This is a genomic window from Sphingomonas sp. S2-65, assembly GCF_021513175.1.
GTDB lineage: Bacteria > Pseudomonadota > Alphaproteobacteria > Sphingomonadales > Sphingomonadaceae > Sphingomonas.
This window is the reverse complement of the sequence record NZ_CP090953.1, coordinates 150,529-175,064: the sequence shown is the minus strand read 5'-3', so window position 1 is coordinate 175,064 and position 24,536 is coordinate 150,529. Positions and strand designations below refer to the sequence as shown.

Here is a 24,536-nt window from a genome sequence, read left to right as displayed (position 1 = left end):
CTCCTCCCGCCTTAACTGCACCTGTCATCGGGGCTCAGCCAAGGTTCAAGCCGGGAGAGCGAAAGCGGTGCCTGGGGTGGGCACAGGAGGAAGAACATGAAACGCTTTTCGATCATCGCCGCGGCTGCGCTGGCAACTTCGCTGACCGCGATCGCACCCGCCCAGGCGCAGGACCGCTGGGATTGGGGCGGCGGGCGGCACGGTGACCGGCCCATCCGCCTGGCCGGCCCTGGAGTGCCACGCCTCTTGCCCGAATTGCGCGCCACGCTGCGCGGCCGTGCGTTCGTGATGCGCAACTTCGACCATAATCGCGACGGCCGCATCAGCCTTCGTGAGGCGATCGCCGCCAACCGCGCCTTTGTGGATATCGCGGGACCGCGCCGCGACCGTTTCGACTGGGAGGCGCGCGACCGCACCGTGGTGGTCGAGGAGCGCGGCGACTGGGATCGCGGGGCGATGCGCGGCTATGGCTTCCGCCAGACCACGCGCGGAGCGACCATGAACCTGTCCGAGGATGTGTTGTTCGCCACCGACAGCGACGTGCTGCGGCCCGGCGCGATCGACAAGCTGCGGCCGCTCGCCGGCTATCTGCGCCACAATCCAGGGGTGCGCGTCGCCATCGACGGTCACACCGATTCGCGTGGCACCGATGCCCATAATCTCGATCTTTCCGAACGCCGCGCGGCGAGCGTTCGCAACGCCTTCGACACGATGGGTGTCACGCGCGCGCGCTTCTCTGTCGAGGGGCATGGCGAAGCCGAGCCGGTGGCATCCAATGCCACGCCCGCCGGCATGCGCCAGAACCGCCGGGTCGAAGTGACCCTGCTGGGCCAGCGCGCCGACCGCTTCTAAAGAAAACGGGCCGTCGTCCACCTGCAGGCGACGGCCCTGTTCGCCTAGCCCTGTCCCTCGCGCGCCTTGCGGGCGAACGCGTTGATCTGAGTCAGCGCCGCATCGAACCGGCCCTCGCGCTCGGCAAAGCGCAGGCCGCGCACACGCTCGACCATGATCTCCGCCGGCGTCGGCTCCTGCGTCCATAGCGCCATCACTTCGTCGATGAACGCATCCAGCGGCATATAGCCCGGCCGGTTCTCCTGTCCCGGCGTCAGCTCGGTCTGTACGCCGGGCGGCACGAGTTCGATCACTTCCACCTTGCCCTGCAAGGCATCGCGCAGCGCCACGGTGTAGGAGTGGATCGCCGCCTTGGTCGCCGAATAGGTCGGGGTCGCCACCAGCGGCACATAGGCAAGGCCCGAAGTCACCGTGACGATGGCGGCACTGGGCTGCGCCACCAGATGATCGATCAGGGCGTCGGTCAGCCGGATCGGGCCGAGCAGGTTGGTGGTGATCGTCGCCTCGGCATCGCCCAGGTCGCGCGACTGGTCCAGCGCCTCGAAACGCATGATCCCGGCATTATGGATCACCACGTTCAGCGCCGGATGCGCGGCGATCACTCGCGCGGCGAAGTCCTTCACACCGTCCGCGCTGTCGATGTCGAGCGCCAGCGGATGGATGTTCGCCCGCCCCTCTGAGACCTGCTCGAGCGCCTCCAGTCGCCGTCCAGCGACGATCACCGTGTTGCCCTGGTCGTGGAAGCGATGCGCGAGCTGCGCGCCGATACCGCTGCCGCCGCCGGTGATCAGGATCGTGTTGCCGCTGCGCTTCATCTGTCGGTCTCCATTGCTGGTTGCCGAGCCGATATATTCCGGTAGCTTCGCTTCGTAAGAGGTGGCGCAAAAGAAGTGGTGCTAACGCTCGGGGAGGAAACGCGCATGCAGATCGACCGACGCACGCTGCTGGGGGCCGCGGCAAGCCTCCCCGTGGCGACGGCGGCCCAAGCCGGGCAGGCATCGCCCCCGCCGCTCGCATGGCCGCCCGCGGAGCATTTCCCGCTCTGGCCCGGCAACCCGCCGGGCGCGCCCTCCCCGCTGCCGACGCCCCGCAACGAGCGTGCCGGCTATCAGGGCGCCGAGCTCTGGCTACGCGGCGTCGATCGCCCCTATGTCGCCGTGTACCGCGCTAAGAAGCCCGATGGCCGCGCGGTGCTGTCGATCCCCGGCGGCGGCTATGGCTTCGTGTCGGCCAGCAACGAGGGCATCGACGTCGCGGCGATGCTCAATCCGCTGGGCATCACCGTCTTCGTGCTCGTCTACCGGCTTCCCGGTGACGGCTGGGCCAGGCGGGCCGACGTACCGCTCCAGGACGCACAGCGTGCGATGCGGCTGATCCGCGCCAATGCCGGCAAATACGCCATCGATCCGGCAAAGCTCGGCCTGCTCGGCTTCTCCGCGGGCGGGCATCTCGGCGCGATGGTCGCGGTCGGGCATGCTGACCCGGTCTATACGTCCATCGACGCGGCCGACCGCCAATCGGCGCGGCCTGCCTTTGCCGGTCTGGTCTACCCGGTAGTGTCGTTCGCCACTGCCGGGCTCAACAGCCGCTCCAGCGCAATGCTCCTTGGCGACGACAAGGACCCCGCCCTCCTTGCCCGCTACACGCCGCTCGACCGCGTCACCGCGGAAACCCCGCCGGTCTGGCTGCTCCACGCGATGGACGATCCGGTCGTGCCGGTCGCGCAGAGCCTGGCGATGATCGACGCCTGCCGCCGCGTGAACGTGCCGGTGGAGGCGCATCTGCTGGAAAAAGGCGGCCACGGCTTCGGCGCGATGCACTTGCCGGCCGATGCACCCGGCCGCGGCTGGCTGGACATCTTCGCACGCTGGACCCGGCGCGCATGACCGAAGGAGCAACCATGATACATAGCGACATCCTCCGGCCGGTGGTGGCGCTGATCGCCTGGACGCTGGTGATGCTCATCTGGGCAATCGCAACGCGCCTGCCCGCCATGCGCGGCGCGGGGATCGACATGGGCACGCTGGTCGGCACCACCGCCTCGCACGCGGATCGTGGGCTGCCCGCTGGAGTGCAGTGGAAGGCGCACAACTACAACCACCTGACCGAGCAGCCGACGCTGTTCTATGCGGTCGCGCTGGTGCTGGCGATGATCGGTCAGGGCGACGGGGTGAACGCCTGGATCGCCTGGGCCTATGTCGCGCTGCGCATCGTCCACAGCCTATGGCAGGCGACGGTGAACCGGGTGCGGGTGCGCTTCTGGCTGTTCGGCCTGTCCACGTTCACGCTCGCTGCGCTGACGCTGCACGCGGCGATGGCGGTGTTCGGCCTGCACTGATCAGCCGAACAGCCGCTTTAGGCTCCGTTCCAGCATCAGCAACTGCCACAAGGTCCGGCCATGCTCGGCGCGGCCCGCCTTGTGGTCGGCCGCTAGTTTCTCGATCGTCGCCGGCTCGAACCAGCCGGTCCCGGCAAGCACGCGCGAGCGCGCCAGCCCGGCCGCTTCCTCGGCCAGCGCCGTGCGGAACCAGGCGCTGACCGGGGTGACGAACCCCATCTTCGGGCGATAGAGGATCTCCTTCGGCAGCCAGGGCTCCATCGCTTTCTTCATCAGCCACTTGCCCTGCCCCGCTCTGATCCGGAGCGACGGCGGCAGCGTCGCGGCGAACTCCACCAGCCGGTGGTCGAGCAGCGGCTCGCGAGCCTCCAACCCCACCGCCATGCTGGTGCGGTCGACCTTGGTGAGGATGTCGCCAGGCAGCCAGTGGCGCATATCGGCATATTGCGCACGATCGAGCCCGTCGCGCGCCGGTGCCTGGCGCATCGCGTCGACATAGCGCCGCTCGGCGGTATGCCCCGCCAGCAGGTGCTTGGCGGCACTGGTGTAAAGCTGGTCGCGCAGCGCCGGTCCGGTCACCCCGACCGCCTTGGCATAGGCGAACTCGCCTCCCTCGGCGAGTGCGAGCAGCGTGGTCTTGGCGCGGAACGGCCGCGGCGCCCAGTCGGCCTTGGGATATACTTGTCCTAGCCGCCCGAACACGTTCGTCCGCAAACCCTGCGGCAGCAGCGAGCGCACGCGCTCTTCCGCGGCGAAGAACCTGTAGCGGCGATAGCCCGCGAACGCCTCATCCGCTCCATCTCCCGACAGCGCCACCGTCACGCTCTCGCGCGCCAGCTGCGCGACGCGGTAGGTCGGTAGCGCCGAGGCATCGGCAAACGGCTCGTCGAACGCCGCCACCAACGTGTCGATCAGCGCGAAATCATCGGCCGCAACCGTGCGGCTACGGTGCGCCGTGGCAAAGCGGTCGGCCACCGCTTGCGCGTGGGCGGTCTCGTCATGGTCCGCCTCGGCAAAGCCGATCGTGCAGGTCTTCACCGCCGCCCGGCTGGTCTCCGCCATCAGCGCCACCACCGCGCTGCTGTCGACCCCGCCCGACAGGAACGCCCCCAGCGGCACGTCGGCGATCATCCGCGAGCAAACCGCCGCGCGCATGTGCTCGACCAGCTCGGCCTCCAGGTCCTTGACCTTGCCGGTGGCGCGGCGCGAAAAGTCGATGTCCCACCAGCGGGTCGGCTCCGCCACGGGCTTGCCGCGCTCCAACAGCAGGAAATGCCCCGCAGCCAGCTTCTTCACCCCCGCGACGATCGAAGCGTCGTCGGGCACATAGCCGAGCCCCAGATAATCCTCGACCGCACGGAAATCCGGCAGCCGCCGCAGCAGCGGATGCGCGAGCAGCCCCTTGAGTTCGGACGCGAAGGCCACCGCCCCGTCCGAAAGCTGGGTATAATGCAGCGGCTTCACGCCGAACCGGTCACGCGCCAGAAACAGGCTCTGCCGGCGCACGTCATAGACCGCGAAGGCGAACATCCCGTTCAGCCGCGGCAGCATCGCCGGCCCCCAGGCGCGCCAGCCATGCAGCAGCACTTCGGTATCGCTGCCCGTCAGGAAGCGCGCCCCCTTCGCTTCCAACTCGCCACGCACCTCCTGGAAGTTATAGATCTCGCCGTTGAACACCGTGACCACGTCGGCCTCGGGCGTGACCATCGGCTGGGCGCCGCATTCCAGGTCGATGATCGCCAGCCGCCGGTGCCCCAGCCCCACGCCGGGCGCAGTCCACACGCCCGATCCGTCAGGCCCCCGGTGCGCGATAGCATCGGTCATCGTCATGATCCGGGCCGGATCGACCGGCCGAGCCTGGGCGGGGTAGTACAGCCCCGCAATGCCGCACATCAGCGGGCGCCGGTCAGTTCGTCGGCAAGCGCTTCCACTGGACCAAGCGCCTCGAGAAAGTCCTGGATCGTCGCGCCGGCATCGCCGTTCGCCCCCTGCTCTGCCGAAATCAGCACCGCCGCCGCGCTCTGATCGCCGCCCAGCAGCTTGGTCTTCAACGTCTCGATCTTCACGCGGTTGTCGCTCCCGGTCAGCGTGCCGCCGACGCGGTACCAACTAACCGTTCGGCGTTCCACCCGTTCGGGACCGACCATGCGGATTGCGTGCCCGTCCGCCACAGGGGCCACATCGGCAACGCGCACCCAGCGGTCGTTTTGCCGGATCGCGCCGATCCCGAACCCGACCAGTTCCTTGCCCTCATGCTGCTGCGCATAGAGCGCCACCGCCACGTCCACCGTCCGCCCCGCCCGATCGACATAGCGGGCCTGGAGGAAGCGATCGGCGGCCGGGAAGTTGGGCGACCAATCCGGCGCCGCCGGCTGCCGCCGCCAGCCGGCGATCTGCGGCAGCTCCACCGGCGGTCCCAGCGGCGTCGTCCGCGCCGCGATCGCGCTCGACCAGCTCAGGAACAGGCTGGCGATCAGCAACGCGCCAAGGGCCGTCAAAATCCGGTCCGCCCGCCCGGGCACCGGCGCCTGCAACGCGGCGGGATCGAACCACGGCGCGTCGGGATCGCGGTCGAACCACCGCCAGCCGATCGCCAGCACCGCGGCCATCACGAAGGCGAAGAAGAACCAGCCATAGACGATGTGGTCCATGCCCGTCGCCTGCTCCACCGAGGTCCACCAAGCGGCATAGATCGTCCCGAACGCGCGCACGCCGTTGGCGATCACCGGCACCACCAGCGCCATCGCCAGGAAGGCGGCACGGCGCGGCCAGGTGCGATAGCAGACATTCGCAACGAGCACCCCGTACGCGATCATTGCGATCAGGAACTTGGACCCCGAACAGGCCTCGGCCACTTCGAAATAGCCGTTGGAGGTGGTGATCAGCACCCCGTCGACGCTGGCCGGCACGCCGAACAAGTGAAGCAGCGGCATCACCATGGCGATCGTCAGCTGCTGGAGCGGCGGCTCGAAAAAGTCGCCGAACGGCACTAGGAACAGCATGTAGCCCAGCGGAAACAGCAGCGCGCGCGCGACATTGAGGCCCAGCACGCTCACCGCCGCGCCCTGGAGCATCATCACCAGCCCCAGATGGCGCAGCAGCGCCACCCCCGCGGCATCCCCCAGCAGCCAGCCAAACCCGCCCGCCGCGACCAGCAGCAGCGCGGGCCACCACCCCTCGGGCCGCACCAGCGCCAGCTCGCGCCGCCGCTGCCACACCAGCCAGCCGATCACCGGCGCCACGAACAGGCAGTGCCCAAAGGTCGTGTTGGTCCAATAGATCGCGGCAAGGTCTGCGGTGTCGCGCCGGAACAACAGCAACAGCGCAGCCCAGCTGGCCGCCAGCATCGCCGCAGCGCGTGTCCAGCGGCCATGGAACCGCACCGCCGGCGGACGAAACTGATGCATCGGCATATGGACCGTCATGCAGCCCTCCGCACGTCGAACAGCGGCGCCAGTATGTCGTCCAGTGTCGCCATCGCCGTGGGCCAGCCATAGCGCTCGATCACCTGCCGGCGTGCCTGGTCGCCAAGCGCCGCCGCACCCGCAGGGTCACGCAGCCGCTCCAGGATCGCTGCCGCCATCGCCTCGCCATCCGCCGTCACGTCGATCGTGCCTCGGTGATCGATCCCTTCGGCCGCAGCTGCGGAGGCGACCACCGGCCGCGCCATCGCCATCCCCTCGAGCACCTTGTTCTGGATGCCCCGCGCCAGCAGCAGCGGCGCCACGACGACGGCCGCGTCCGCCAACCAGCCGCGCACATCGGCAACCTCGCCGGTCACCCGCACTCCGTCGCGCTTGCCCAGCCCACGCACCGCATCACCGGGATTGCGCCCGACGATCACGAACTCGGCATCGCCCCGCTCGGCACGGATCCGCGGCAGCACCGCCTTGACAAACCACGCCACGCCTTCGACGTTGGGGCGGTAGTCCATCTGCCCGGTGAACACGATCGATGCCGCGCTCAGGCTGGGCCGGACGAACTGGGCGCCGGGCGCGAAATAGCCGGTTTCGATCCCGTTCTCCACGACCGCCACGCGCGCGGCGCCGGTCTCTTCCTCGAACAGCCGCGCCTCCGCGGCACTGACGAACAGGCTGGCATGCGCCCGGCCCGCGACCTGCGCCTCGTGCGCCATCAACAACCGCGCCTCGCGGGCGAGCATCCAGCGCATCGGGCCTCGCGCCGTCGCGGCATAGCCGGCGAACTTGGCCGAATCCATGTCGACAAAATCCATCACCACCGGCGGTCCGGCGGCCGGCAGATATTGTGCCATTTGCCCGGAAAACACGAACACGGCATCGATCGCTTCGCGCGCAAGCACTCGGTCCACCGCGGCACGCATTTCAGCATCCGCGAAGGCGGTCAGCGACACCGGCTTTCCCGACAGCAGCGCCTGCGCCGCTGCGACCGCCTGGGGCTTCGACCGCCGGATCACGCTCTGCGTACAGGCGAACCGCGCCAGCGCCGCCTCGTGCTCGGTATCACCGGGACCATCGGCAAAGGCGACCAGATGCACGCGGTGACGCTCGGCAAGATGCTTGAGCAGGTGGAAGGCGCGGATCTTGTCGCCGCGATCCGGAGGATAGGGCACGCGGTGCGCCAGGAACAGGATGTCCCCCATCATCAGCCAAGCCCCCGGGAGATCCAGGGCCCTACGCGGTTGGCCAGCCACAGCGGCATCCGCTTCCACGCGCGCACCTGCAGGCTATATTTGGGATCGAGCGGATTGATGCTGCGCGGTGTGGACCCGTCGGTCGTCCGCTTGAAATAAGTGAGCGGCGCGGGCTCGAACCCCCAGTTCTTCTTGAACGCCGCAGCCCCCGTACCCGCCTTGGAGCGTCCGAAATCGAACCGGGTACACCCCCGCCCCCGTGCATGCGCCATCAGCGCGAAGTACATCCGGTCGTTGGCCCGCAACCCGCGCGCCGCCTCGGTGCCCCCGCCCCAATATGGATAGACGGTGCCATTCCAATACAGGCTCAGCACGCTCGCGACCGGCGCGCCCTCGTGCCGGACGACCAACAGGTCGGCAGCATCGCCGAACGCCCTCAGCGTCGCCTCGAAAAGCCGGCGCGGAAACACCGGCGTTCCGAGGTTGCGCACCGACTCGGCATAGACCGCATAATGTGCCGCGGCTTGCGCGACGCCGCTCCCCGTCTCCACGGTCAGGGCATTGCTCAGCGACCGTCGGACCTCCGCCCGCTGCTTGCGCGGGATCGCCAGCAGTTCCGCCTCGTCGTCCCCCGCAAGGGGACGGACAAAGCGCACATAAGTGGCGTCATCGGCATGCCATTCCGTCCCCGGCCTTACCCCACCGCGCAACTCGACGGTGGAGCAAGTTAGCCGCCCCGCCAATTCGAACGCTGCCCCCGCCAGCTTCGCGGTCGCCACCGCACCATCCGCCAACACGCCTCCGCCGACGCCGAACCCTGCCGACACCAGCGCGCGTCCGAACAGCGGCGAGTGCGACTCGGTCAGTGGCAGCACCCCGGCGATCTCGCCGCCCGGCCGCTCGGCCAGCAGATAATGGCTCCGCTGCCCGCAGCCACGCGCCACCGCGCTGCTCCATTGGGGCAAGTGAAACGGCGTGCCGTCGGGATGGTCGCCGACCCACGCCGCGATCCGCGCGCACGGGCCGGCATCGTCCAGATCGGCGGTGCGCAGCGTCAGGGCATGCGGGAACGTCGGCGCATTCACGCCAGCCGCGCCGCTTCACGCGCTGCGATCGCGTCCATCCGCCCCCAGCGGTGCCTCGCGATCAGCTTCTCCAGCTTGCCGGCCATCGCGCCGAGCCGCGCATAATGCCGCAGCTTCGACTTGAGTGGTGCATTCCGAACGCGGGGCTGCCCTGGATCAACTTCCCAGGGATGAAAATAGAATATCGCGGGTGCGCTACCGGCATTGGCGGCGCGGATCGCCCGCTCGGTCACCGCGCTCGGCAGCAGGCGGAAGAAGCCGCCCCCGGCGGTCACTTCGCGGCCCAACACGGTGGCAATGGTGATCGGCATCTCGATCAGGTCGGCGTCCGGCATCGGGCGATACGTCCCGCGCGGCGCGTCGGGGACGCCGTAATGGTCATGCCGCAGCGGCGCGATGCTGGAGGAATAGCGGTATCCCTGCTCGGCAAGCACCGCATGCGCCCAGGGTGTTCGGCCATCGATTGAAAAGCTGGGCGCGCGATAGCCGGTCACGGCTGTCCCGCTCGCATCCTCCAGCGCTTTCTTCGCCCGCGCCAGATCAGCCCGAAACGCGTCCGCATCCATGGTGAACACCCGGGCATGATCCCAGCCATGACTCGCGACTTCGTGCCCGGCGTCGGCGATGCGGCGGATCAGCGCCGGGTGGCGATGCGCGACCCAGCCCAGCGTGAAGAAGGTCGCCGTCACGCCTCCAACCGCGAACAGGTCGAGCACCCGGTCGGTGTTCGCCTCCACGCGGCGGTCCAGCCCTTCCCAATCGGCCCGATCGATCACGGTCTCGAACGCGCCGACCTGGAACCAGTCCTCGACGTCGACCGAAAGGGCGTTGGTGATCATGATGTCAGGCGGCGGTGCCGTGCAGCGATGCCAGATCCGGGCGGCTCGGCGCAGTGCCGGTCTCGACCCAGTCCACCAGCAGCGTCAGCACGCGGCGCAGCGCCGCATCCTGCTGCTGTAGCTGCTGCTCGAGCTCGCCGATCCTGCGGTTCAGGGCCGCGTCGCCGATGCGGCGGTCCAGCCGCTCGGCTGCGGGCGTCGGCGTGGGTGCCGGCTCGGGCGCAGCGCGCGGCAGGTCGACAGCGACCGGCTTCGCCTCGCGCTCTGGAAAGCGATCTTCGAACCCGCGCGGCGACACCGAACGCAACGGCGCGGTGTCGCTGTCCAGGTCGGCGATCACCGCCGCGACGTCATGCCCGCTGAAGGTGTCGATGCGCTCGATCGCGCCGAACAGCATCACACGGCTCGCCAGCTGGTTCAGCCGGCGCGGAATGCCGCCCGACCAGCGGTGCATCGCCGCGATTGCATCGTTGGTGAAGCGCGGCTTGCCCCGCCAGCCCACGCGCGACAGGCGGTGGATCAGGTAGGGCTCGACCTCGTCGCCGTCCATCGGCGCCAGATGGTGCATCGCGATCACGCGCTGGCGCAGCTGATCCAGCCGCTGGTCGGCAAGCGTATGGCGGAACTCGGGCTGGCCGAGCAGAAAGATCTGCAGCAGCGGATAGCCGCCCGCCTGGAAGTTGGAGAGCATGCGCAGCTCCTCCAGGCTGTCGATCGGCAGCGCCTGCGCCTCGTCGACGATCAGCAGCGTGCGCCGGCCCGACCGCGCGACGGTGTGCAGCCCGCGCTCGATCGACGACAGCATCTCGGCCTTGCTCAGCCCAACGCTGTCGATCTCCAGGCCGCCGCAGACCATGCGCAGCAGGTCGTCCGCCGCGATCTGGGTCGACACCAGCTTCAGGACGTTCAGCCGCTCGCGGTCGATCTCGGCGAGCAGGTGGCCCATCAGCGTGGTCTTGCCCGCGCCCGGCTCGCCGGTGATGACCACGAACCCCTCGCCCTGGCTCAGGCCATAGCCCAGATACGCCATCGCCTTGCGGTGCGTCGCGGTGTCGAACCAGAAGTCGGGATCCGGCGTCAGCTGGAACGGCCGCCCGCTCAATCCATAATGATCGTCGTACATCATCTCATCCCGATCTTAGAAGCCGTACCGCAGGGCCAGCAGCGCCTGCGCCGAAGCGCTGGAGTCGCCGTCCCGTTCGTAGCCGAAGAGGCCGAGCGACGCCGTCGCACCGAGCCTTCCGAAATTGTGGGTGTAAGCCGCGTTCGCGCCCCAGCCGAAGATGCCGTCCTCGCCCAGGCTGCTATTATAGTAGCTGGCGAGCAGGCTGGTGCTCACCTGGCCGTTCGCCCCGACATCGCTCGATCCGAACAGCTGGGCATAGAAGCTCTCATCGAACGATCCGTCGAGCAGCGCGCTGCCGCCATCCTCGGGCGCCAGGAAGGTGCGCCGCGAATAGCCACCCCCCAGCCCGATGCTGGTCCCGCCCCGGTTCAGCACCGCCACGCCGGTCACGCCGCGCGAGCGATAGGCCGACGTCACGGCGGAGGCGAACACGTCGTTCAGGCATCCGCCCGCCGCGGCACCGGTGGTGCCATAGATGCAGCCGCTGAACTGGTTGCCGAAAGGATCGGTGGTGGTGACGAAGCTGGTCGGCAGCCGCGACAGCGTGCCGTTCAGCTGCTGGCCGAACGTCTGGACATTGTCATACACGCCGATCTGGATGCCGCTGCTGGCGCCCATCTGATAGCTGAACGATCCGGTATAGGTGTCCGAATTGTACCGCCGGCCGAACCGCGCCTCCAAATTGGTGCGCCGGCTCGGGCGCCAGATCACCCCGGCGTCCCAGAACACCCCGTCCAGGTCATAGGCTATCCGCCGCGGCGAACCTGGATCGGTCACGAAGCGTCCCGCGCGATCGCGCACCGGCTGGCCGGCGGCGTTGCGCAGCGCGTCGCGCTGGCTGATCTCGATCTGCTCATAGCCGACGCCCGCGGTAAGCGCGACGCCGCGCGCCACCGGCAGGACGACGTCGCCGCGGCCGTATTTGCCCTCGAACCGCTGGTCGAGCTGCCCGGCATCCTCGCGCGTGTACGATCCGCTGACGGTGACCCCGACCGGCAGCACCGTGCCCGACTTCACCCCGACGCTTGCGGTGGCGACATGCACCGTCGAATCGTCATAGCGGTCGAGCGGCGCCTCCCCGGCCGGAACGCCGGTACCGTATGGCTCCTCGACCTTGGTGTAGCCGAAGCGGTACGCGGCGTTGGCGAAGGCCGGGCCGATATGCGTGGCCACGCTCGGCCCGGCATAGGCCGAGAACACCTGGCTGACGTTGCGGACATTGCCCTGCGTCGTGTTCAGTGCGTCGCCGCGGATGTCGGAGCGCGTACGGGTCGCGATCGCCCCGCCCTCCAGCGTGACGCCGGGCGCCACCACGACATTAGCCCGCGCCAGCCCGCTGTGCATGTCGTTATCGGCCAGCGGCTCGTCATAGTCGAAGCGCCGCTCATATTGGTAGCTGACCTGCACCTGCACCCGGCGCGACTCGACCGACGCATCGAACCCGGCGCCCAGCGTCGAATAGGTCAGCACATCGCCGCCATCGCCCAGATCGGCGGCGAGCACCTGGCTCGCCTCGATATAGGGCGAGATCCGCGCGCGCTGCGCCCAGGCCGGCTGCGCCGCCGCGGATGCGGCAAGCGCGATCAGGATCAGCTGCCGGCTCATTGCGCCGTTTCCCCATAATAGCTTCCGAACCGGCGTCCGCCGGGCTGGAAGGAGACTGCGTTCAGGATCAGCTGGATATGCTCGCACGCGTCGAGCGTGGTCACCGCCTCGCGCAAATCGCCTTCGGTGGTCTTGTCGGCGCGCACCACCAGCATCGCCTGCCCAACATGGAAGGCCAGCACCGAGGCCGGCGACGCCGCCAGCGCCGGCGGCGAATCGAAGATCACGATGCGGCGCGGATTGGCCGAGGCGAGCCCGTCCAGGATCGCCCGCGCCCGGTCGCTCGCCAGCAACTCGGTGTCGGCGTTGGTCCGCGTCCCCGCCGGCAGCACGGAAAGCTGCGGCACGTCGGTCCTGATGATGCACGCCTCGGCATCGGCGACGCTTCCCCCCAGCACGTCGAGCAACCCGGGACCGCCCGGCAACCCCAGCCGCTCCAGGATGTCCGGCTTGGCGAAATCGGCGTCGACCAGCAGGATCTCCATGTCCTTCTCGGCCGCCATCGAAAGCGCCAGGTTGATCGCGCAGAACGTCTTGCCTTCGTCGGGATGCGCCGAGCACACCAGGATCATCCGCGCGCGGTCGCCCGCCTGGGCAGTGCCCTGGTTCGCCACGGCGCGCGCGGTGGTGAGCAGCTGGCGCTTCACCATCCGGAATTCCTCGGCCAGCGGCGTGATCGGCGCACCCGGCACGATCATCCCGCCCTCGCGCAGCAACGCGCGGTCGATGACTCCCGACTGCGCCTCCGGCTCGGGCGCGAGGAAAGCGTCGCCGAGTTCCAGTTCTTCAACCGGCTCGGACTCGGCCGGCGCGGCGACGACATCCTCGACCGCGACAGGCGCCACGAACACCGGCTCCGCCACGAACACCGCCTCCGGCACGAACGCGGGCTCGGGCACAAATGCGGGCTCCGGGGCCGCTATCGGCTCCGGCACGAACATCGGCGCAGCCGGCAGCGGCTCGGCGGCGCGGAGCGGCGGCAGCGGCTCGACCGGCAGCCTCGGCGCGTCGGCATAATGGAACTGCCCGGCGGCACGCTCCAGCAGCGATCCGCGAAGCCGGCGGGGACTATGGTCGTTCATGCGCTCAGGCCCCCATGCCGCGCTGGAGGAATTCGACGCCGACCAGCCCGACGAACGCCACCATCAGCGCCGCGAACCCGCCGGCGAACAGCGCCAGCCGCTTGCGCCGCAACGCGATCTGCGCGGACGTCAGCACTTCGCCGATCGATCCGATCACCGGCATCCCGCTGGTCTTTTCCAGCCGCGACGCCGTCGGGAACGTCGTCTGGAGCTTGGCCAGCGCGAACGCCGCCGCCACGCCCGCACCCAGCCCGGCGACCAGCACTGCCGCCAGCAGCAGCGGGCGATTGGGCGAAGTCGGCGCCCGCGGCTGAGTCGGCGGATCGACGACGTTGAACTTGACTGCGTCGCTGATGTTCTGCGCCTGGCTGGAGATCTTCACTTGCTCGCGGTTCGCCAGCAGCTTCTCATACTGATCCTTCAGCACCTGATATTGCCGCTCGATCTCGCCCTGCTCGGCGGCGACGCCCGGGTCCTGCTGCATCTTCGATTGGAGCTGCGCCAGGTCGCTTTCGATCTGGTTGCGCCGCTCGTTCAGCGCCGCCACCTGCGAAGCCTTGTCGGCCTGCATCGACTTGAGCCCCAGATAATAGGGATTCGACGTGCCCGCCGCCGCGCCGCTCGTCACCGGCTCGCTGCGCGCCGCGGCCTGGGCCGACGCCATCTGGCTCTTGAGCGCGATCACGTCGGGATGCTGGTCGGTCCAGCCCTTGGCGCGCGCATCGGCGAGCTGTCCCTGGATCGCCTGCAGCCGCGCCCGTGCCGGCCCGGCGACCACTTGCCCGCTCGCGCCCGGCAGGTTGGCGGGCGTACCCGCCATCTGCCCGTTCACGGCGTTTAAACCGCTCTGTGCCGCCGCCAGATCGGACTGGATCTGGGCCAGCTGCGCGCGCGCCGCTCCCACGCGATCGTCCAGCGACCCGGTACCGGGCAGCGCGCCCAGATACCGCGCCTGGAAATCGGCGCGCTTGGCCTCGGCGTCCTGAAGCTGCTTCTGGCGCTCATCCAGCTGCGCTTCCAGGAACTGGAGCGACTGGCTGGACTGGTCGCGGTTGTCGGCAAGATTGTCCTCGACGAAGATGTCGATCAGCTTCTGCGCGATCTGCCGGGCCAGCGTACCGCTCGCCGCGGTGACGGTGATCTCGAACAGGTTGTCCTGTTGCGCGGTCAGCTTGATCGCCTTCTGCAGCCCGGCCACCCGGTCGGCGATGTCACGCTCGCTCGACACGGTGCGCGCCAGGTCGGTCGAGCGTACCACCTTGTCCAGGTTCACGGCCGAGGTGAGCGTCTGGCGCACCCGGTCGATGTCCTTTTGCTGCTGCGCGACGGTGACCCCGTCGGTCGGCAGGATCTGGCGCATCTGCACGAAGATCCGCGCCCGCGATTCGTAGCTGTTGGGCATCTGCGACACGACCAGCCAGCCCAGCAGGCACACCCCCCAGGCCACCGCCAGCGCGATCCAGCGCCGCATCCAGACGGCATGCAGCGCCGCGCGCAGTTCGTCGTACAGGCTGCCCATGCCGCCAGTGTCCTTAGAACATGCTCTGCGGGATGATCACGACGTCACCCGGCTCGAGCTTCACATTGGCGGACACGTCGCCATTCTTGAGCAGGTCGCCCAGGCGGACGCGATATTCGCGCTGCTTGCCGGTCTGCCGGTCATAGCGCACCAGCCGCGACCGGTTGCCCGACGCGAACTCGGACAAACCACCCACCGCGATCATCGCGTCGAGCACCGTCATGTTGGCGCGATACGGGATCGACGCCGGCTTCTCGGTCGCGCCGACGACGCGGATCTGCTGGCTATAGGTGCCGGAGAAATTCTCGACGATCACCGATACGATCGGATCCTTGATGAACTCGCCCAGCGCGATCTTCATGTCGTCGGCCAGCATCGCCGGGGTCTTGCCCACTGCCGGCATGTCGCTGATCAGCGGCGTGGTGATGCGACCGTCGGGACGCACCTGCACCTTGGCCGACAGCTCGGGATTGCGCCACACGAAGACGTTCAGCTGGTCGAGCGGACCGATCACATATTCGTCGCTCGGCACCTCGCGCGTCGCCACGAACGCCGCCGGCGGCAGCTCGGGCCGGCTTCCATTGGAGCAACTCGACAGGATCGTCCCCGTGACGCCAAGCGCCACCGCAACCCTGCCAAACCGATACAAACCCATGCTCGAGCTCCCTTCCAGACGGCTTGCTTACGACCAATGTTTCGGCCGCGTTTCCGCGTGGATCAGGCTCAGCTATGCGCTTGATAGGTAAAAATACTGTTAGGTGTGCGGGATACCGGCAAGCACTTCCCGAACCGGTGCATGTCCCAGGAACGCGGAGGGGCTGGCGGAAGCACCATAGGCTCCGGACGCGAAGATCGCGATGACGTCACCCACGCCCGCACTCGGCAGCACCACCTTGTCGGCCAGTCGGTCGAGCGGAGTGCACAGCGGCCCGACCACGCTCACCGTCTCTTCGCCGGCATTCGCCATGCGACTCGCGACCGCCACCGGATAGTTGCGCCGCACGACCATCCCGAAATTGCCAGTGGCGGCAAGATGCTGGTGCAGCCCTCCGTCCACGACCAGGAAGGTCTCGCTCTGGCTTTCCTTCCGGTCGATCACCCGCGTCAGATAGATGCCGGCTTCGCCCACCAGGTACCGGCCCAATTCGATGGCGAATCGCGTCTCCGGGAATGTCTCGATGACGCCGCCCAGCGCCTCTCCCACCGCCGCGACGTCGACTGCCATGTCCCCCGCGAAATAAGGGATACCGAGGCCGCCGCCGATGTTCACCAGTGGCGGCATGGCACCGGCCTCGTCGCGCAACCGCCGTGCCAGCGCGACGGTCGCCGCCTGCGTCTCGATGATCGCCGCGGTATCCAGCGACTGCGAGCCCGCAAAGATGTGGAACCCGCGCCAGTCCGCTCCCTCCGCGGTCAGTCGCTTCACCAATGCCGGCACGCGCGCGGCATCGACACCGAAGGGAGAGGCACGCCCGCCCATCCGCATCCCCGATCCGCGCAGTTCGAAGTCCGGATTGACTCGCACCGCCAGCCGCGGCGTGACCCCCAGCCGCTGCCCGGCCGCGAGTGCGCGCTCCGCTTCGCCTTCCGATTCCAGGTTCAGCGTCGCGCCGGCCTGGATCGCCGCTTCCAGTTCGAAGTCGCGCTTGCCCGGCCCGGCAAAGCTGATCGCCGCGGCCGGCTTGTGCCGCGACGCCAGCGCCAGCTCGCCCGCCGACGCCACGTCCAGCCCATCCACGAGGGGGGCCAGCGCGCGCACCAACGGCTCATACGGGTTCGCCTTGACGGCATAGTGCAGGCTCACCGCGTCAGGCAGGTGCGTCCGCAGTCCCGCCACACGCGCCGCCACGACGGCAAAGTCGTACAGGTATAGCGGCGTTCCTTCCTCGGCCCATTCGGCGGCGGTTCGCCCGGCGACTGTCAGCACATCCTGCGCGGCATATCCCGGCGGGATTGGTCCCACTGGCTTCATCGTGTCATCTCCGCCTTCAGCGCCGACCGGTCGAGCTTGCCATTGGCGTTCCGCGGCAGGCTGTCCCGCCATACATAGCGCGCCGGCTGCATGAAGCTCGGCAACTCGCGCCGCAGCCGCTCGCGCAGGCCCGCCTCGCCGCTGCCGTCGCCACGCGCCACCACCAGGATCGCCTGGCCAAGCCTCTCATCGGCTATTCCGAACGCCGCCGCCTCGGCGGTCTCCCCGCCCGAAAGCACGGCCTCCTCCACTTCGGTGGGGCTGATCCGGTTGCCCGCCGATTTGATCATCTCGTCGTCGCGCCCGACGAAGCGGAGCAGGCCATCCTCACCTCCGACAACCGTGTCGCCCGACCACACCGCAATGCCGCCGCTCTCCGCGAAGTCCGGGGCGGGCCGAAAGCGCATCGCGGTACGCTCGGCATCCTGCCAATATCCCTGGGCGACCAACGGCCCGGCATGGACCAGTTCGCCCGGCTCTCCCACCGCGGCTCGCCTGCCATCGGCCCGAACCACCAGCACCTCGGCAAAGGGGATCGCCCGCCCGATCGATTCGGGGTTGGCATCCACCAGCGCCGGCGGAAGATAGGTCGATCGAAACGCCTCGGTCAGTCCGTACATCGGGTACAGCCGCGCCGCGCCGAACCGCTCGCGCAGCCCGCGCACCAGGCGCGGCGTCAGCGCGCCACCTGAATTGGTTAACCGGCGAAGCTTGGATGCAGTCTCAACGGGCCACTCCGCCTCCAGCAGCTGCACCCATAAAGGCGGCACCCCTGCCAGGGTGGTGACGTCATACCGCGCAACTGCCTTCACCACATCGCGCGCTGTCAGGTAATCGAGCGGGATCACCCGGGCACCCGCCGCCCAGGTCGAGAAGAGCTGGTTCTGCCCATAGTCGAAGCTGAGCGGCAGCACGCCGAGCACGAGATCTTCAGACTGAATCTCAAGATAGTGCGCCACGCTGATGGCGCCGAGCCATAAATTGGCGTGGCTCAGCATCACGCCCTTCGCACGCCCCGTCGATCCCGACGTATAGAGGATCGCCGCCAGCGCTGCCGGATCGGCTCCGGAGGGCGGCAGCGCGTCGGCGCCCTCCAGTTCGTCCTCCGTGATTATCCGGCAACCGGCGGGCACATCGCCAGCCTCCAGCGCGGGGAGCCTGGCCGCCTGCGTCACCAGCGTCCGTGCACCGCTATCGGCCAGGATGTGGGCCACCTGATTGCGCTTGAGCACCGGGTTGATCGGAACATGCACCAGCCCGGCTCGCGCCGCCGCCAACGGTATCAGGCACGCCGTGCGGGTCTTGGGCAGCCAGGTCGCGACCCGCTCGCCCGCATTCAGTCCCAGGCGGGACAAGGCATGCGCGACGCTGCCGACCTGCGCTTCCAGCCCGGCATAATCGAGCGTACCGGCGCGGTCCTCGAGCGCGACTGCGCCGGGCGCGCCCCGAGCCGGCAGATGGTCGATCGGGCGGGGAACGGGATCCAGTGCGATCATGCCCCACCCTTACCCTTGGCAGCGCACCCGCCAACCCTTAGGGCTCCGAAAATTAGCGCGCAGGGGAATGGCATTGCAGCGGGAAGGGTTTGGCGAGGTCGAGAACACGGTGCGCGGGGTCCTGCGCGACGTGCTGGGCCTCAGCGAGGAGCGGGTCGCCGCGTTCAACGAAGCGACGCCGCTGTTCGGCGCGCTGCCCGAACTCGATTCGCTCGCGGTCGCCGGCGTGCTCACCGAGATCGAGGACCGGCTCGGCATCCTGATCGAGGATGACGAAGTCGATGGCGACATGCTCGAAAGTTTCGGCGCGCTGACGCGCTTCGCCGCGGACAAGGCGCTCAGGTGATCGACTGGTACGACTGGTCCGGCGGCCGCGAAGCGATGCTTCGCTTCGGCCCAGCCTCGGGACCGGTCGTCGTCGTCGCGCTGCCCCTGTTCGAGGAAGCGAACCGCACCCGCACCTTCGCCGTCGCGCTGATGCGGCTGCTGGCGGAACGCGGCATCGCCTCCGCTCTGCCCGACCTGCCCGGCACCGGCGAGAGCCTCGTGCAAATCAAGGCCGTCGGCCTCCCCCAGCTGCACGCGGCGTATCAAGGCGCGGTGGACGCCCTGCGCCGCCAGGAACGCTCCTGTTATGCGCTGAGCATCCGCAGCGGCGCGCTGATCGACGCGCACGCCTCCGTACGGGGCCGCTGGCACTTCTCGCCGCAGCCCGGCGCCGACCTGATGCGCGAGCTCAAGCGTATCGCGCTGGCACCGGGTACTCCCGATCAGGGTAATTGGTGGTCTCTCGAGAATTCGACCGAGATCGCCGGCAATCGCCTGTCGTCCGACCTGCTGAGTGCCCTCGCACTCGCCCAACCCTATGCCGATGCGCCGGGCTCGCCGCTTCGCACCATCCGCTACGATAGCGATCCGCGCCCCGCAGACCTGCAGGCCGCCGGGACTCCTCTCTGGCGCCGCGCCGAGCCCGATCACGATCCGGCGCTCGCCGCCCTCCTCGCCGACGACATCGCCGCCTGGATCCACGCATGCGAAGGCTGATCTCGTTCCGCTGCGAAGGCGCGACGCTGGTGGGCACACTCGACGAGGCTCCAGGCCGCACCGGGCTGCTCATCGTCTCGGGCGGCAACGAGCTGCGCATGGGCGCGCATCGCGGCATGGCCCGCCTCGCCCAGCGTCTGGCGATGTCGGGCTATCCGATATTCCGCTTCGACCGCCGCGGCATCGGCGACTCCGAGGGCGAGAATCATGGCTTCGAAAGCAGCTGCTCCGACATCGCCCACGCCGCCGCCGCCTTCCGCAAGGCTGCCAGGCTCGACCGGCTGGTCGCGTTCGGCAATTGCGATGCCGCCACCGCGCTCATCCTCTTCCACGACCGCGCGGAGATCGACGCGCTCGTCCTCGCCAATCCATGGCTCGTGCCGCCGGCAGGCGATCTACCCCCGCCCGCCGCGATCCGCGCGCACTACGCAGCCCGGCTGAGAGACCCGCGGCAATGGCTGCGCCTGCTCAGAGGTGGCGTAAACCTAGCGAAGCTATTCAAGGGCTTGCGAGCAACTGCCAACACGCGCTCTCAGGATGAAAGCCTCGCCGCCCGCGCCGCGCGGGCGCTCCAAAGGGCGGTGCCCACCACGCTGCTGATCGCCACCGGCGATCATACCGCGGTGGCCTTCCTCCACGAATATCGCGGCGCTCGCTTCGATGCGGTACGCCGCGCCATCCCGATCGCGCAGCACGACACCGCCAGCCACAGCTTCGCCGGCGAAGGCGACAAGGACTGGCTGTTCGACCGGGTCCTCGCCACGCTCGAAACCGCCTAGAACCTTATTCCGCCGCTTCGGCGATCTGCTCGAAATCGGCCTCGGCCAGGAACCGCTCGGCGTCCAGCGCCGCCATGCAGCCGGTGCCCGCCGCGGTGATCGCCTGGCGGTAATGCTTGTCCATCACGTCGCCGCACGCGAACACGCCGGGCACGCTGGTCCGGGTCGTGCCCTTCTCGACGGTGATATAGCCGTCATCGTCCAGCGCGATGTGCCCGCGGAACAGCTCGGTCGCCGGATGATGCCCGATCGCCACGAAGCCGCCATCGACTTCGATCGTCGACACTTCGCCCGTCACCATGTCCTTCAGCTCGATGCCCACCAGCCCTTCGGGCATGCCGCCGCCGATGAAGCGCTCGACCTTCTTGTTCCACATCACGCTGATGCGGTCATTGGCGTGCAGCCGCTGCTGCAGGATCTTCTCGGCGCGCAGCGTATCGCGGCGGTGGATCAGCGTCACGTCATGGCTGTGGTTGGTCAGGTACAAAGCTTCCTCGACCGCGGTATTGCCGCCGCCGATCACCGCCACCTTCTTGCCGCGGAAGAAGAAGCCGTCGCACGTGGCACAGGCGCTGACGCCCTTGCCCTTGAGCAGCTCCTCCGAATCGAGCCCCAACCAGCGCGCCTGGGCGCCGGTGGCGATCACCAGCACATCGCCCAGGTAAACCGTGCCGCTGTCGCCCACCATCCGGAACGGCCGCTGCGTCACGTCGACCTCGACGATCGTGTCCCACATCATCTGCGCGCCGACATGCTCGGCCTGGGCCTGCATCTCCTGCATCAGCCACGGCCCCTGGATCACTTCGCGGAAGCCGGGATAATTCTCCACGTCGGTGGTGGTCATCAGCTGCCCGCCCGGCTGGATACCCTGCACCACGATCGGCGCCATGCCCGCCCGTGCGCCATAGATGGCGGCGGAAAGCCCGGCGGGGCCCGAGCCCAGGATCAGCATGCGCGTGGAGTGAGTGGCGGTCATCATACTCTTCCGGAAAGGTCTGGCCCCGCGTCTACAAGGCGGAGCGCGTCCGACGCAACATGGGGCCGCTTGCGCCGCGCACAATGCTGTGGGCAAACGGCGTGGCGCAGACGAACGGCCGGTGCCGAAATCCTACCCCTTGGGCTCGAACCCATGGGCGCGCCGGATGCGCAGGCCCAGGAACAGCATCGTCGGCCAGAACACCGTGTTGATCACGTCGCTGAGCGTATCCGGCATCACCGCGCCATGCACGAAATAGTCCATCACCTCGTTGGCGAATTCGGCAAGGTACACGAACGACAGCGGCACCAGCGTCGCCAGCGATCGCTTGGTCACGATCCGCACCAGGAAGAGCACCACCATGCCCGCATGGATATGCAGCACGGTATCGGGCGCGCCGGTGCCGTCCCCGATCCACAGGATCATGGCGCCGTACAGCTTTGCCGGGTTCATGCCGCCTCCACGCGCTATATCCTCGCCGCACATCCGGCTGGCAAGAGCGCGGCCTGTGCAGGCACCAGCGGCAACCGTTTTAATGGTAGCGGAGGAGGGACTTGAACCCCCGACCCCAGGATTATGATTCCCGTGCTCTAACCAACTGAGCTACTCCGCCCCGGGCGGCGCCTTCGCATGTTTGCGCGGGCGCCAATCAAGGCCCGCCTTGTCTGGCGGAGGGCGCGACATAAGCGGGGCTTTCGCCGCGGTCAAGCGAACATGTGACGCGAATATGCTTCCCACGGGCCGCCGCGATACCACCAGCTCGCCAACCCCGCGATCCGCAACGGCCGCCGTTCGAACCCGCTGCGAAGTTCGTCCAGCAACGCCTTGGCTTCGGGCCGCGCCACCTTGTTCTGCACGGTGACGTGCGGCCGCCATCCCGCGCGGTCCTGCGGCACCAGCATCGGCGCGAATGCTTCCGCGAGGTCGGCGCGGACCGCGCCAAGCGCCTCCGACTCGATCCGGAACCCCACGCCTCCGCCCAGGTCCAGCACGCCGGCGATCTGCGCTGCCGGCGCCGGCACGCCTCGCGTCGCCGCGCTCAGCCGCTGCTTCAGTTCCGGACCAAGCTCGGGCGCCAGATGGTGGAACAGCGTGCAATGTGCCGGCACCACGTTGCGCTCGGGCGGGAAATGCCGCCGCCGCAGCCCGTCGAGCCAGGCGAAATCCTCCGTCCCGAACAGCGCCGTCACGATGATCGGCGCCGGACCCGTGGGCTGGCCGGCCGTCAAATCTCGACCTGGCTGCCCAGCTCGACCACGCGGTTGGTCGGCAGGCGGAAGAACTCCATCGCGCTTTCCGCATTGCGCAGCATCCATGCGAACAGCTTCTCGCGCCAGATCATCATCCCCGGCCGGGCCGAGGGCAACAGTGTCTGGCGCGCCAGGAAGAAGCTGGTGTCCATCATCTTGAACTCCGCGCCGCACGCGCTGACCTGCTTCAGCGCGGCGGGCACGTCGGCATCCTGCATGAAGCCGTACTTCATGATCATCCGGTGGAAGCCCTTGCCCAGATCGTCGATCTTCATCCGGCGATCGTCGTCGATATAGGGTTCGTCGGCGATCTTCACCGTCAGCAGGATCACGCGTTCGTGCAGTACCTTGTTGTGCTTCAGATTGTGCAGCAACGCGTGGGGCACGCCGTCGGGGGTGGAGGTCATGAACACCGCCGTGCCCGGCACGCGAGTGGCGGAATTGGCGGCCGATTCGATGAAGATCTTGATCGGCATCGCACTCTCGCGCAGCCGTGCGATCATCAGCTGGCGGCCCTTTGCCCAAGTCGTGAGCAGCGTAAAGGCGACCAGCCCGACCAGCAGCGGGAACCAGCCGCCATCGGGGATCTTGGTCACGTTGGACAGGAAATACGCCCCGTCGAACAGCATGAACAGCGCCACCAGCCCGATCGCCACCGGCAACGGCCAGTTCCACACCCGCCGCACCAGCACCGCCAGCATGCAGGTGGTGATGAACATCGTGCCCGTCACTGCGATGCCATAGGCCGCGGCCAGGTTCGACGATTCGCGGAACATCAGGATCAGCAGCAGCACCATCACCATCAGCGCCCAGTTCACCGCGGGCAGATAGATCTGCCCCAGTGCCGAGGCGGAGGTGTGGTTGATGCGAAGCCGCGGCATCAGGCCCAGCTGCACCGCCTGCTGGCATACCGAGAATGCGCCGGTGATCACTGCCTGGCTCGCGATGATCGTCGCCAGCGTCGCCAGGATCACCAGCGGCAGCCGCCAGCCTTCGTTCGCCAGCATGAAGAACGGGTTTTCCGCAGCCGAGGGATCACGCAGCAACAGCGCACCCTGCCCCAGATAATTGAGCATGAGCGCCGGAAAGATCAGCCAGACCCAGGCGACCTGGATCGGCTTGCGGCCGAAATGGCCCATGTCGGCGTACAGCGCCTCGGCACCGGTCAGCGCGAGCACCACCGATCCCAGCGCGAGGAACGCCAGCTTGGGATCAAGTTCGAAGAAGCGCATCGCCCAGCGCGGATCGAACGCCTGCAGCACGTCGGGCCGATGAACGATGCTGAGGATGCCGAGCACCGCCAGCGTGAAGAAATAGACCAGCATGATCGGTCCGAAGAACTTGCCAAGCAAGTCGGTGCCGTGCGCCTGGAGCGTGAACAGCCCGATCAGGATGCCGACGGCGATCGGCAGCACGAACGGCGCGAATCCCTCCTGCACCACCACCAGCCCTTCGACCGCCGACAGCACCGACACCGCGGGAGTGATCATGCAATCGCCGAAGAACAATGCCGTGGCGAGCACGCCGAGCATCACCAGCCCGTGACTCCAGCGTCCAGGTCCCGCCCCGGTCTTGCGCTGGATCAGCGCCAGCAGCGCCAGGCTTCCGCCCTCGCCCTTGTTGTCGGCGCGCATCGTCAGGAAGATGTACTTGCCCGTGACAATGATCAGCAGCGACCAGAAGATCAGGCTGACCACGCCATAGACATGGACCAGATCGACCGCGAGCGGATGATGCCCGACGAACGTCTCCTTGATCGCGTACAGCGGCGACGTGCCGATATCGCCATAGACGACACCGACAGCCCCTAGCGCCAGCGTTGGAAGGCTGCCCTTGGGGTGGTGACCATGTTCCTGGTCTTCTTGCGCGGACGCGTCGACCTGCGCCTCACTGGAAGGGGCGATCACTGCGGCTGTCGCGCTGCGGAAAAATTAGTCCTGGTCATGCGACCTTGATTTCTC

23 protein-coding genes and 1 tRNA gene are annotated in these 24,536 nt (G+C 68.2%); 6 read left to right on the top strand and 18 right to left on the bottom strand.

Translation table 11 applies throughout. From position 1 onward, the window contains the following. Nucleotides 1-96 precede the first annotated feature (96 nt). Complete coding sequence (locus tag LZ586_RS00920) at nucleotides 97-852, top strand: OmpA family protein (protein ID WP_235077842.1); 756 nt, start codon at nucleotides 97-99, stop codon at nucleotides 850-852. A 44-nt stretch (nucleotides 853-896) separates the two neighbouring features. Here LZ586_RS00920 and LZ586_RS00915 read toward each other — a convergent pair whose 3' ends face one another. Next, the gene (locus LZ586_RS00915; protein ID WP_235077841.1) at nucleotides 897-1,667 is read right to left on the bottom strand and encodes an SDR family oxidoreductase; all 771 of its coding nucleotides are present in this window, start codon (nucleotides 1,665-1,667) and stop codon (nucleotides 897-899) included. Between the two features lie 105 nt (nucleotides 1,668-1,772). Here LZ586_RS00915 and LZ586_RS00910 point away from each other — a divergent pair, with 105 nt between their 5' ends. Beyond that, nucleotides 1,773-2,738 (top strand): alpha/beta hydrolase, encoded by a 966-nt coding sequence (locus tag LZ586_RS00910; RefSeq protein WP_235077840.1) that lies wholly within the window; start codon nucleotides 1,773-1,775, stop codon nucleotides 2,736-2,738. Nucleotides 2,739-2,752: 14 nt separating this feature from the next. Continuing rightward, on the top strand, nucleotides 2,753-3,190 hold the full coding sequence (locus tag LZ586_RS00905; protein ID WP_235077839.1) for an MAPEG family protein: 438 nt from the start codon (nucleotides 2,753-2,755) through the stop codon (nucleotides 3,188-3,190). On the opposite strand, the gene LZ586_RS00900 is transcribed toward LZ586_RS00905, so the two are convergent. The 12 genes from LZ586_RS00900 to LZ586_RS00845 all read right to left on the bottom strand — a co-directional run bounded on the left by LZ586_RS00900 (nucleotide 3,191) and on the right by LZ586_RS00845 (nucleotide 18,526). Continuing rightward, entirely contained in the window at nucleotides 3,191-5,083 is a 1,893-nt protein-coding gene (locus LZ586_RS00900; RefSeq protein ID WP_235077838.1) for an XrtA/PEP-CTERM system amidotransferase, read from the bottom strand. After that, entirely contained in the window at nucleotides 5,083-6,615 is a 1,533-nt protein-coding gene (gene xrtA / locus LZ586_RS00895) for an exosortase A (protein WP_235077837.1), read from the bottom strand. Before xrtA ends, LZ586_RS00900 begins: the two co-directional genes overlap by 1 nt. After that, nucleotides 6,612-7,814, bottom strand: a complete 1,203-nt coding sequence (locus tag LZ586_RS00890; RefSeq protein WP_319938029.1) for a TIGR03087 family PEP-CTERM/XrtA system glycosyltransferase — start codon at nucleotides 7,812-7,814, stop codon at nucleotides 6,612-6,614. Before LZ586_RS00890 ends, xrtA begins: the two co-directional genes overlap by 4 nt. Beyond that, complete coding sequence (locus tag LZ586_RS00885; protein WP_235077836.1) at nucleotides 7,814-8,887, bottom strand: FemAB family XrtA/PEP-CTERM system-associated protein; 1,074 nt, start codon at nucleotides 8,885-8,887, stop codon at nucleotides 7,814-7,816. The genes LZ586_RS00890 and LZ586_RS00885 overlap by 1 nt, the downstream gene beginning before the upstream one ends. Continuing rightward, nucleotides 8,884-9,726: an XrtA system polysaccharide deacetylase gene (locus LZ586_RS00880; protein ID WP_235077835.1), complete on the bottom strand. Its 843-nt coding sequence runs from the start codon at nucleotides 9,724-9,726 to the stop codon at nucleotides 8,884-8,886. Before LZ586_RS00880 ends, LZ586_RS00885 begins: the two co-directional genes overlap by 4 nt. A gap of 4 nt (nucleotides 9,727-9,730) precedes the next feature. Beyond that, a complete protein-coding gene (locus LZ586_RS00875) occupies nucleotides 9,731-10,852 on the bottom strand; it encodes an XrtA/PEP-CTERM system-associated ATPase (protein WP_413777305.1) in 1,122 nt (373 codons plus the stop codon). A gap of 12 nt (nucleotides 10,853-10,864) precedes the next feature. Continuing rightward, complete coding sequence (locus LZ586_RS00870; RefSeq protein ID WP_235077834.1) at nucleotides 10,865-12,457, bottom strand: hypothetical protein; 1,593 nt, start codon at nucleotides 12,455-12,457, stop codon at nucleotides 10,865-10,867. Further along, entirely contained in the window at nucleotides 12,454-13,539 is a 1,086-nt protein-coding gene (locus LZ586_RS00865; RefSeq protein WP_235077833.1) for an AAA family ATPase, read from the bottom strand. Before LZ586_RS00865 ends, LZ586_RS00870 begins: the two co-directional genes overlap by 4 nt. Before the next feature lie 4 nt (nucleotides 13,540-13,543). Next, nucleotides 13,544-15,058 carry an XrtA system polysaccharide chain length determinant gene (locus LZ586_RS00860; protein ID WP_235077832.1) on the bottom strand — a complete coding sequence of 505 codons (1,515 nt, stop codon included), beginning with the start codon at nucleotides 15,056-15,058 and terminating at the stop codon, nucleotides 13,544-13,546. A gap of 13 nt (nucleotides 15,059-15,071) precedes the next feature. Then, nucleotides 15,072-15,713, bottom strand: coding sequence for an XrtA/PEP-CTERM system exopolysaccharide export protein (locus LZ586_RS00855; protein ID WP_235077831.1), 642 nt, complete (start codon nucleotides 15,711-15,713; stop codon nucleotides 15,072-15,074). Between the two features lie 99 nt (nucleotides 15,714-15,812). Then, nucleotides 15,813-17,030: a pyridoxal-dependent decarboxylase, exosortase A system-associated gene (locus tag LZ586_RS00850; protein WP_235077830.1), complete on the bottom strand. Its 1,218-nt coding sequence runs from the start codon at nucleotides 17,028-17,030 to the stop codon at nucleotides 15,813-15,815. After that, a complete protein-coding gene (locus LZ586_RS00845) occupies nucleotides 17,027-18,526 on the bottom strand; it encodes an acyl-CoA ligase (AMP-forming), exosortase A system-associated (protein ID WP_235077829.1) in 1,500 nt (499 codons plus the stop codon). Before LZ586_RS00845 ends, LZ586_RS00850 begins: the two co-directional genes overlap by 4 nt. 67 nt (nucleotides 18,527-18,593) lie before the next feature. On the opposite strand from LZ586_RS00845, the gene LZ586_RS00840 reads away from it, so the two are divergent. The 3 genes from LZ586_RS00840 to LZ586_RS00830 are packed head-to-tail and all read left to right on the top strand — an operon-like array spanning nucleotide 18,594 to nucleotide 20,349. Continuing rightward, nucleotides 18,594-18,872 (top strand): acyl carrier protein, encoded by a 279-nt coding sequence (locus tag LZ586_RS00840; protein ID WP_235077828.1) that lies wholly within the window; start codon nucleotides 18,594-18,596, stop codon nucleotides 18,870-18,872. Beyond that, a complete protein-coding gene (locus tag LZ586_RS00835) occupies nucleotides 18,869-19,570 on the top strand; it encodes a hypothetical protein (protein ID WP_235077827.1) in 702 nt (233 codons plus the stop codon). The genes LZ586_RS00840 and LZ586_RS00835 overlap by 4 nt, the downstream gene beginning before the upstream one ends. After that, nucleotides 19,558-20,349: a hydrolase 1, exosortase A system-associated gene (locus tag LZ586_RS00830; protein WP_235077826.1), complete on the top strand. Its 792-nt coding sequence runs from the start codon at nucleotides 19,558-19,560 to the stop codon at nucleotides 20,347-20,349. The genes LZ586_RS00835 and LZ586_RS00830 overlap by 13 nt, the downstream gene beginning before the upstream one ends. 4 nt (nucleotides 20,350-20,353) lie before the next feature. On the opposite strand, the gene trxB is transcribed toward LZ586_RS00830, so the two are convergent. The 5 genes from trxB to LZ586_RS00805 all read right to left on the bottom strand — a co-directional run bounded on the left by trxB (nucleotide 20,354) and on the right by LZ586_RS00805 (nucleotide 24,482). After that, entirely contained in the window at nucleotides 20,354-21,325 is a 972-nt protein-coding gene (gene trxB / locus LZ586_RS00825) for a thioredoxin-disulfide reductase (RefSeq protein WP_235079861.1), read from the bottom strand. A 132-nt stretch (nucleotides 21,326-21,457) separates the two neighbouring features. Continuing rightward, nucleotides 21,458-21,778, bottom strand: coding sequence for a hypothetical protein (locus LZ586_RS00820; RefSeq protein ID WP_235077825.1), 321 nt, complete (start codon nucleotides 21,776-21,778; stop codon nucleotides 21,458-21,460). An 83-nt stretch (nucleotides 21,779-21,861) separates the two neighbouring features. Next, nucleotides 21,862-21,938: transfer RNA gene (locus tag LZ586_RS00815), tRNA-Met, on the bottom strand. A 91-nt stretch (nucleotides 21,939-22,029) separates the two neighbouring features. Beyond that, nucleotides 22,030-22,554 (bottom strand): 2'-5' RNA ligase family protein, encoded by a 525-nt coding sequence (locus LZ586_RS00810; RefSeq protein WP_235077824.1) that lies wholly within the window; start codon nucleotides 22,552-22,554, stop codon nucleotides 22,030-22,032. Next, nucleotides 22,551-24,482: a potassium transporter Kup gene (locus tag LZ586_RS00805; protein WP_235077823.1), complete on the bottom strand. Its 1,932-nt coding sequence runs from the start codon at nucleotides 24,480-24,482 to the stop codon at nucleotides 22,551-22,553. The genes LZ586_RS00810 and LZ586_RS00805 overlap by 4 nt, the downstream gene beginning before the upstream one ends. Between the last annotated feature and the right edge of the window lie 54 nt (nucleotides 24,483-24,536).

Coding starts and splice junctions, on each gene's coding strand:
- LZ586_RS00920 (WP_235077842.1), top strand. CDS start 97: ATGAAACGCTTTTCGATCATCGCCGCGGCTGCGCTGGCAACTTCGCTG.
- LZ586_RS00915 (WP_235077841.1), bottom strand. CDS start 1,667: ATGAAGCGCAGCGGCAACACGATCCTGATCACCGGCGGCGGCAGCGGT.
- LZ586_RS00910 (WP_235077840.1), top strand. CDS start 1,773: ATGCAGATCGACCGACGCACGCTGCTGGGGGCCGCGGCAAGCCTCCCC.
- LZ586_RS00905 (WP_235077839.1), top strand. CDS start 2,753: ATGATACATAGCGACATCCTCCGGCCGGTGGTGGCGCTGATCGCCTGG.
- LZ586_RS00900 (WP_235077838.1), bottom strand. CDS start 5,083: ATGTGCGGCATTGCGGGGCTGTACTACCCCGCCCAGGCTCGGCCGGTC.
- xrtA (WP_235077837.1), bottom strand. CDS start 6,615: ATGACGGTCCATATGCCGATGCATCAGTTTCGTCCGCCGGCGGTGCGG.
- LZ586_RS00890 (WP_319938029.1), bottom strand. CDS start 7,814: ATGATGGGGGACATCCTGTTCCTGGCGCACCGCGTGCCCTATCCTCCG.
- LZ586_RS00880 (WP_235077835.1), bottom strand. CDS start 9,726: ATGATCACCAACGCCCTTTCGGTCGACGTCGAGGACTGGTTCCAGGTC.
- LZ586_RS00875 (WP_413777305.1), bottom strand. CDS start 10,852: ATGATGTACGACGATCATTATGGATTGAGCGGGCGGCCGTTCCAGCTG.
- LZ586_RS00870 (WP_235077834.1), bottom strand. CDS start 12,457: ATGAGCCGGCAGCTGATCCTGATCGCGCTTGCCGCATCCGCGGCGGCG.
- LZ586_RS00865 (WP_235077833.1), bottom strand. CDS start 13,539: ATGAACGACCATAGTCCCCGCCGGCTTCGCGGATCGCTGCTGGAGCGT.
- LZ586_RS00860 (WP_235077832.1), bottom strand. CDS start 15,058: ATGGGCAGCCTGTACGACGAACTGCGCGCGGCGCTGCATGCCGTCTGG.
- LZ586_RS00855 (WP_235077831.1), bottom strand. CDS start 15,713: ATGGGTTTGTATCGGTTTGGCAGGGTTGCGGTGGCGCTTGGCGTCACG.
- LZ586_RS00850 (WP_235077830.1), bottom strand. CDS start 17,030: ATGAAGCCAGTGGGACCAATCCCGCCGGGATATGCCGCGCAGGATGTG.
- LZ586_RS00845 (WP_235077829.1), bottom strand. CDS start 18,526: ATGATCGCACTGGATCCCGTTCCCCGCCCGATCGACCATCTGCCGGCT.
- LZ586_RS00840 (WP_235077828.1), top strand. CDS start 18,594: ATGGCATTGCAGCGGGAAGGGTTTGGCGAGGTCGAGAACACGGTGCGC.
- LZ586_RS00830 (WP_235077826.1), top strand. CDS start 19,558: ATGCGAAGGCTGATCTCGTTCCGCTGCGAAGGCGCGACGCTGGTGGGC.
- trxB (WP_235079861.1), bottom strand. CDS start 21,325: ATGACCGCCACTCACTCCACGCGCATGCTGATCCTGGGCTCGGGCCCC.
- LZ586_RS00820 (WP_235077825.1), bottom strand. CDS start 21,778: ATGAACCCGGCAAAGCTGTACGGCGCCATGATCCTGTGGATCGGGGAC.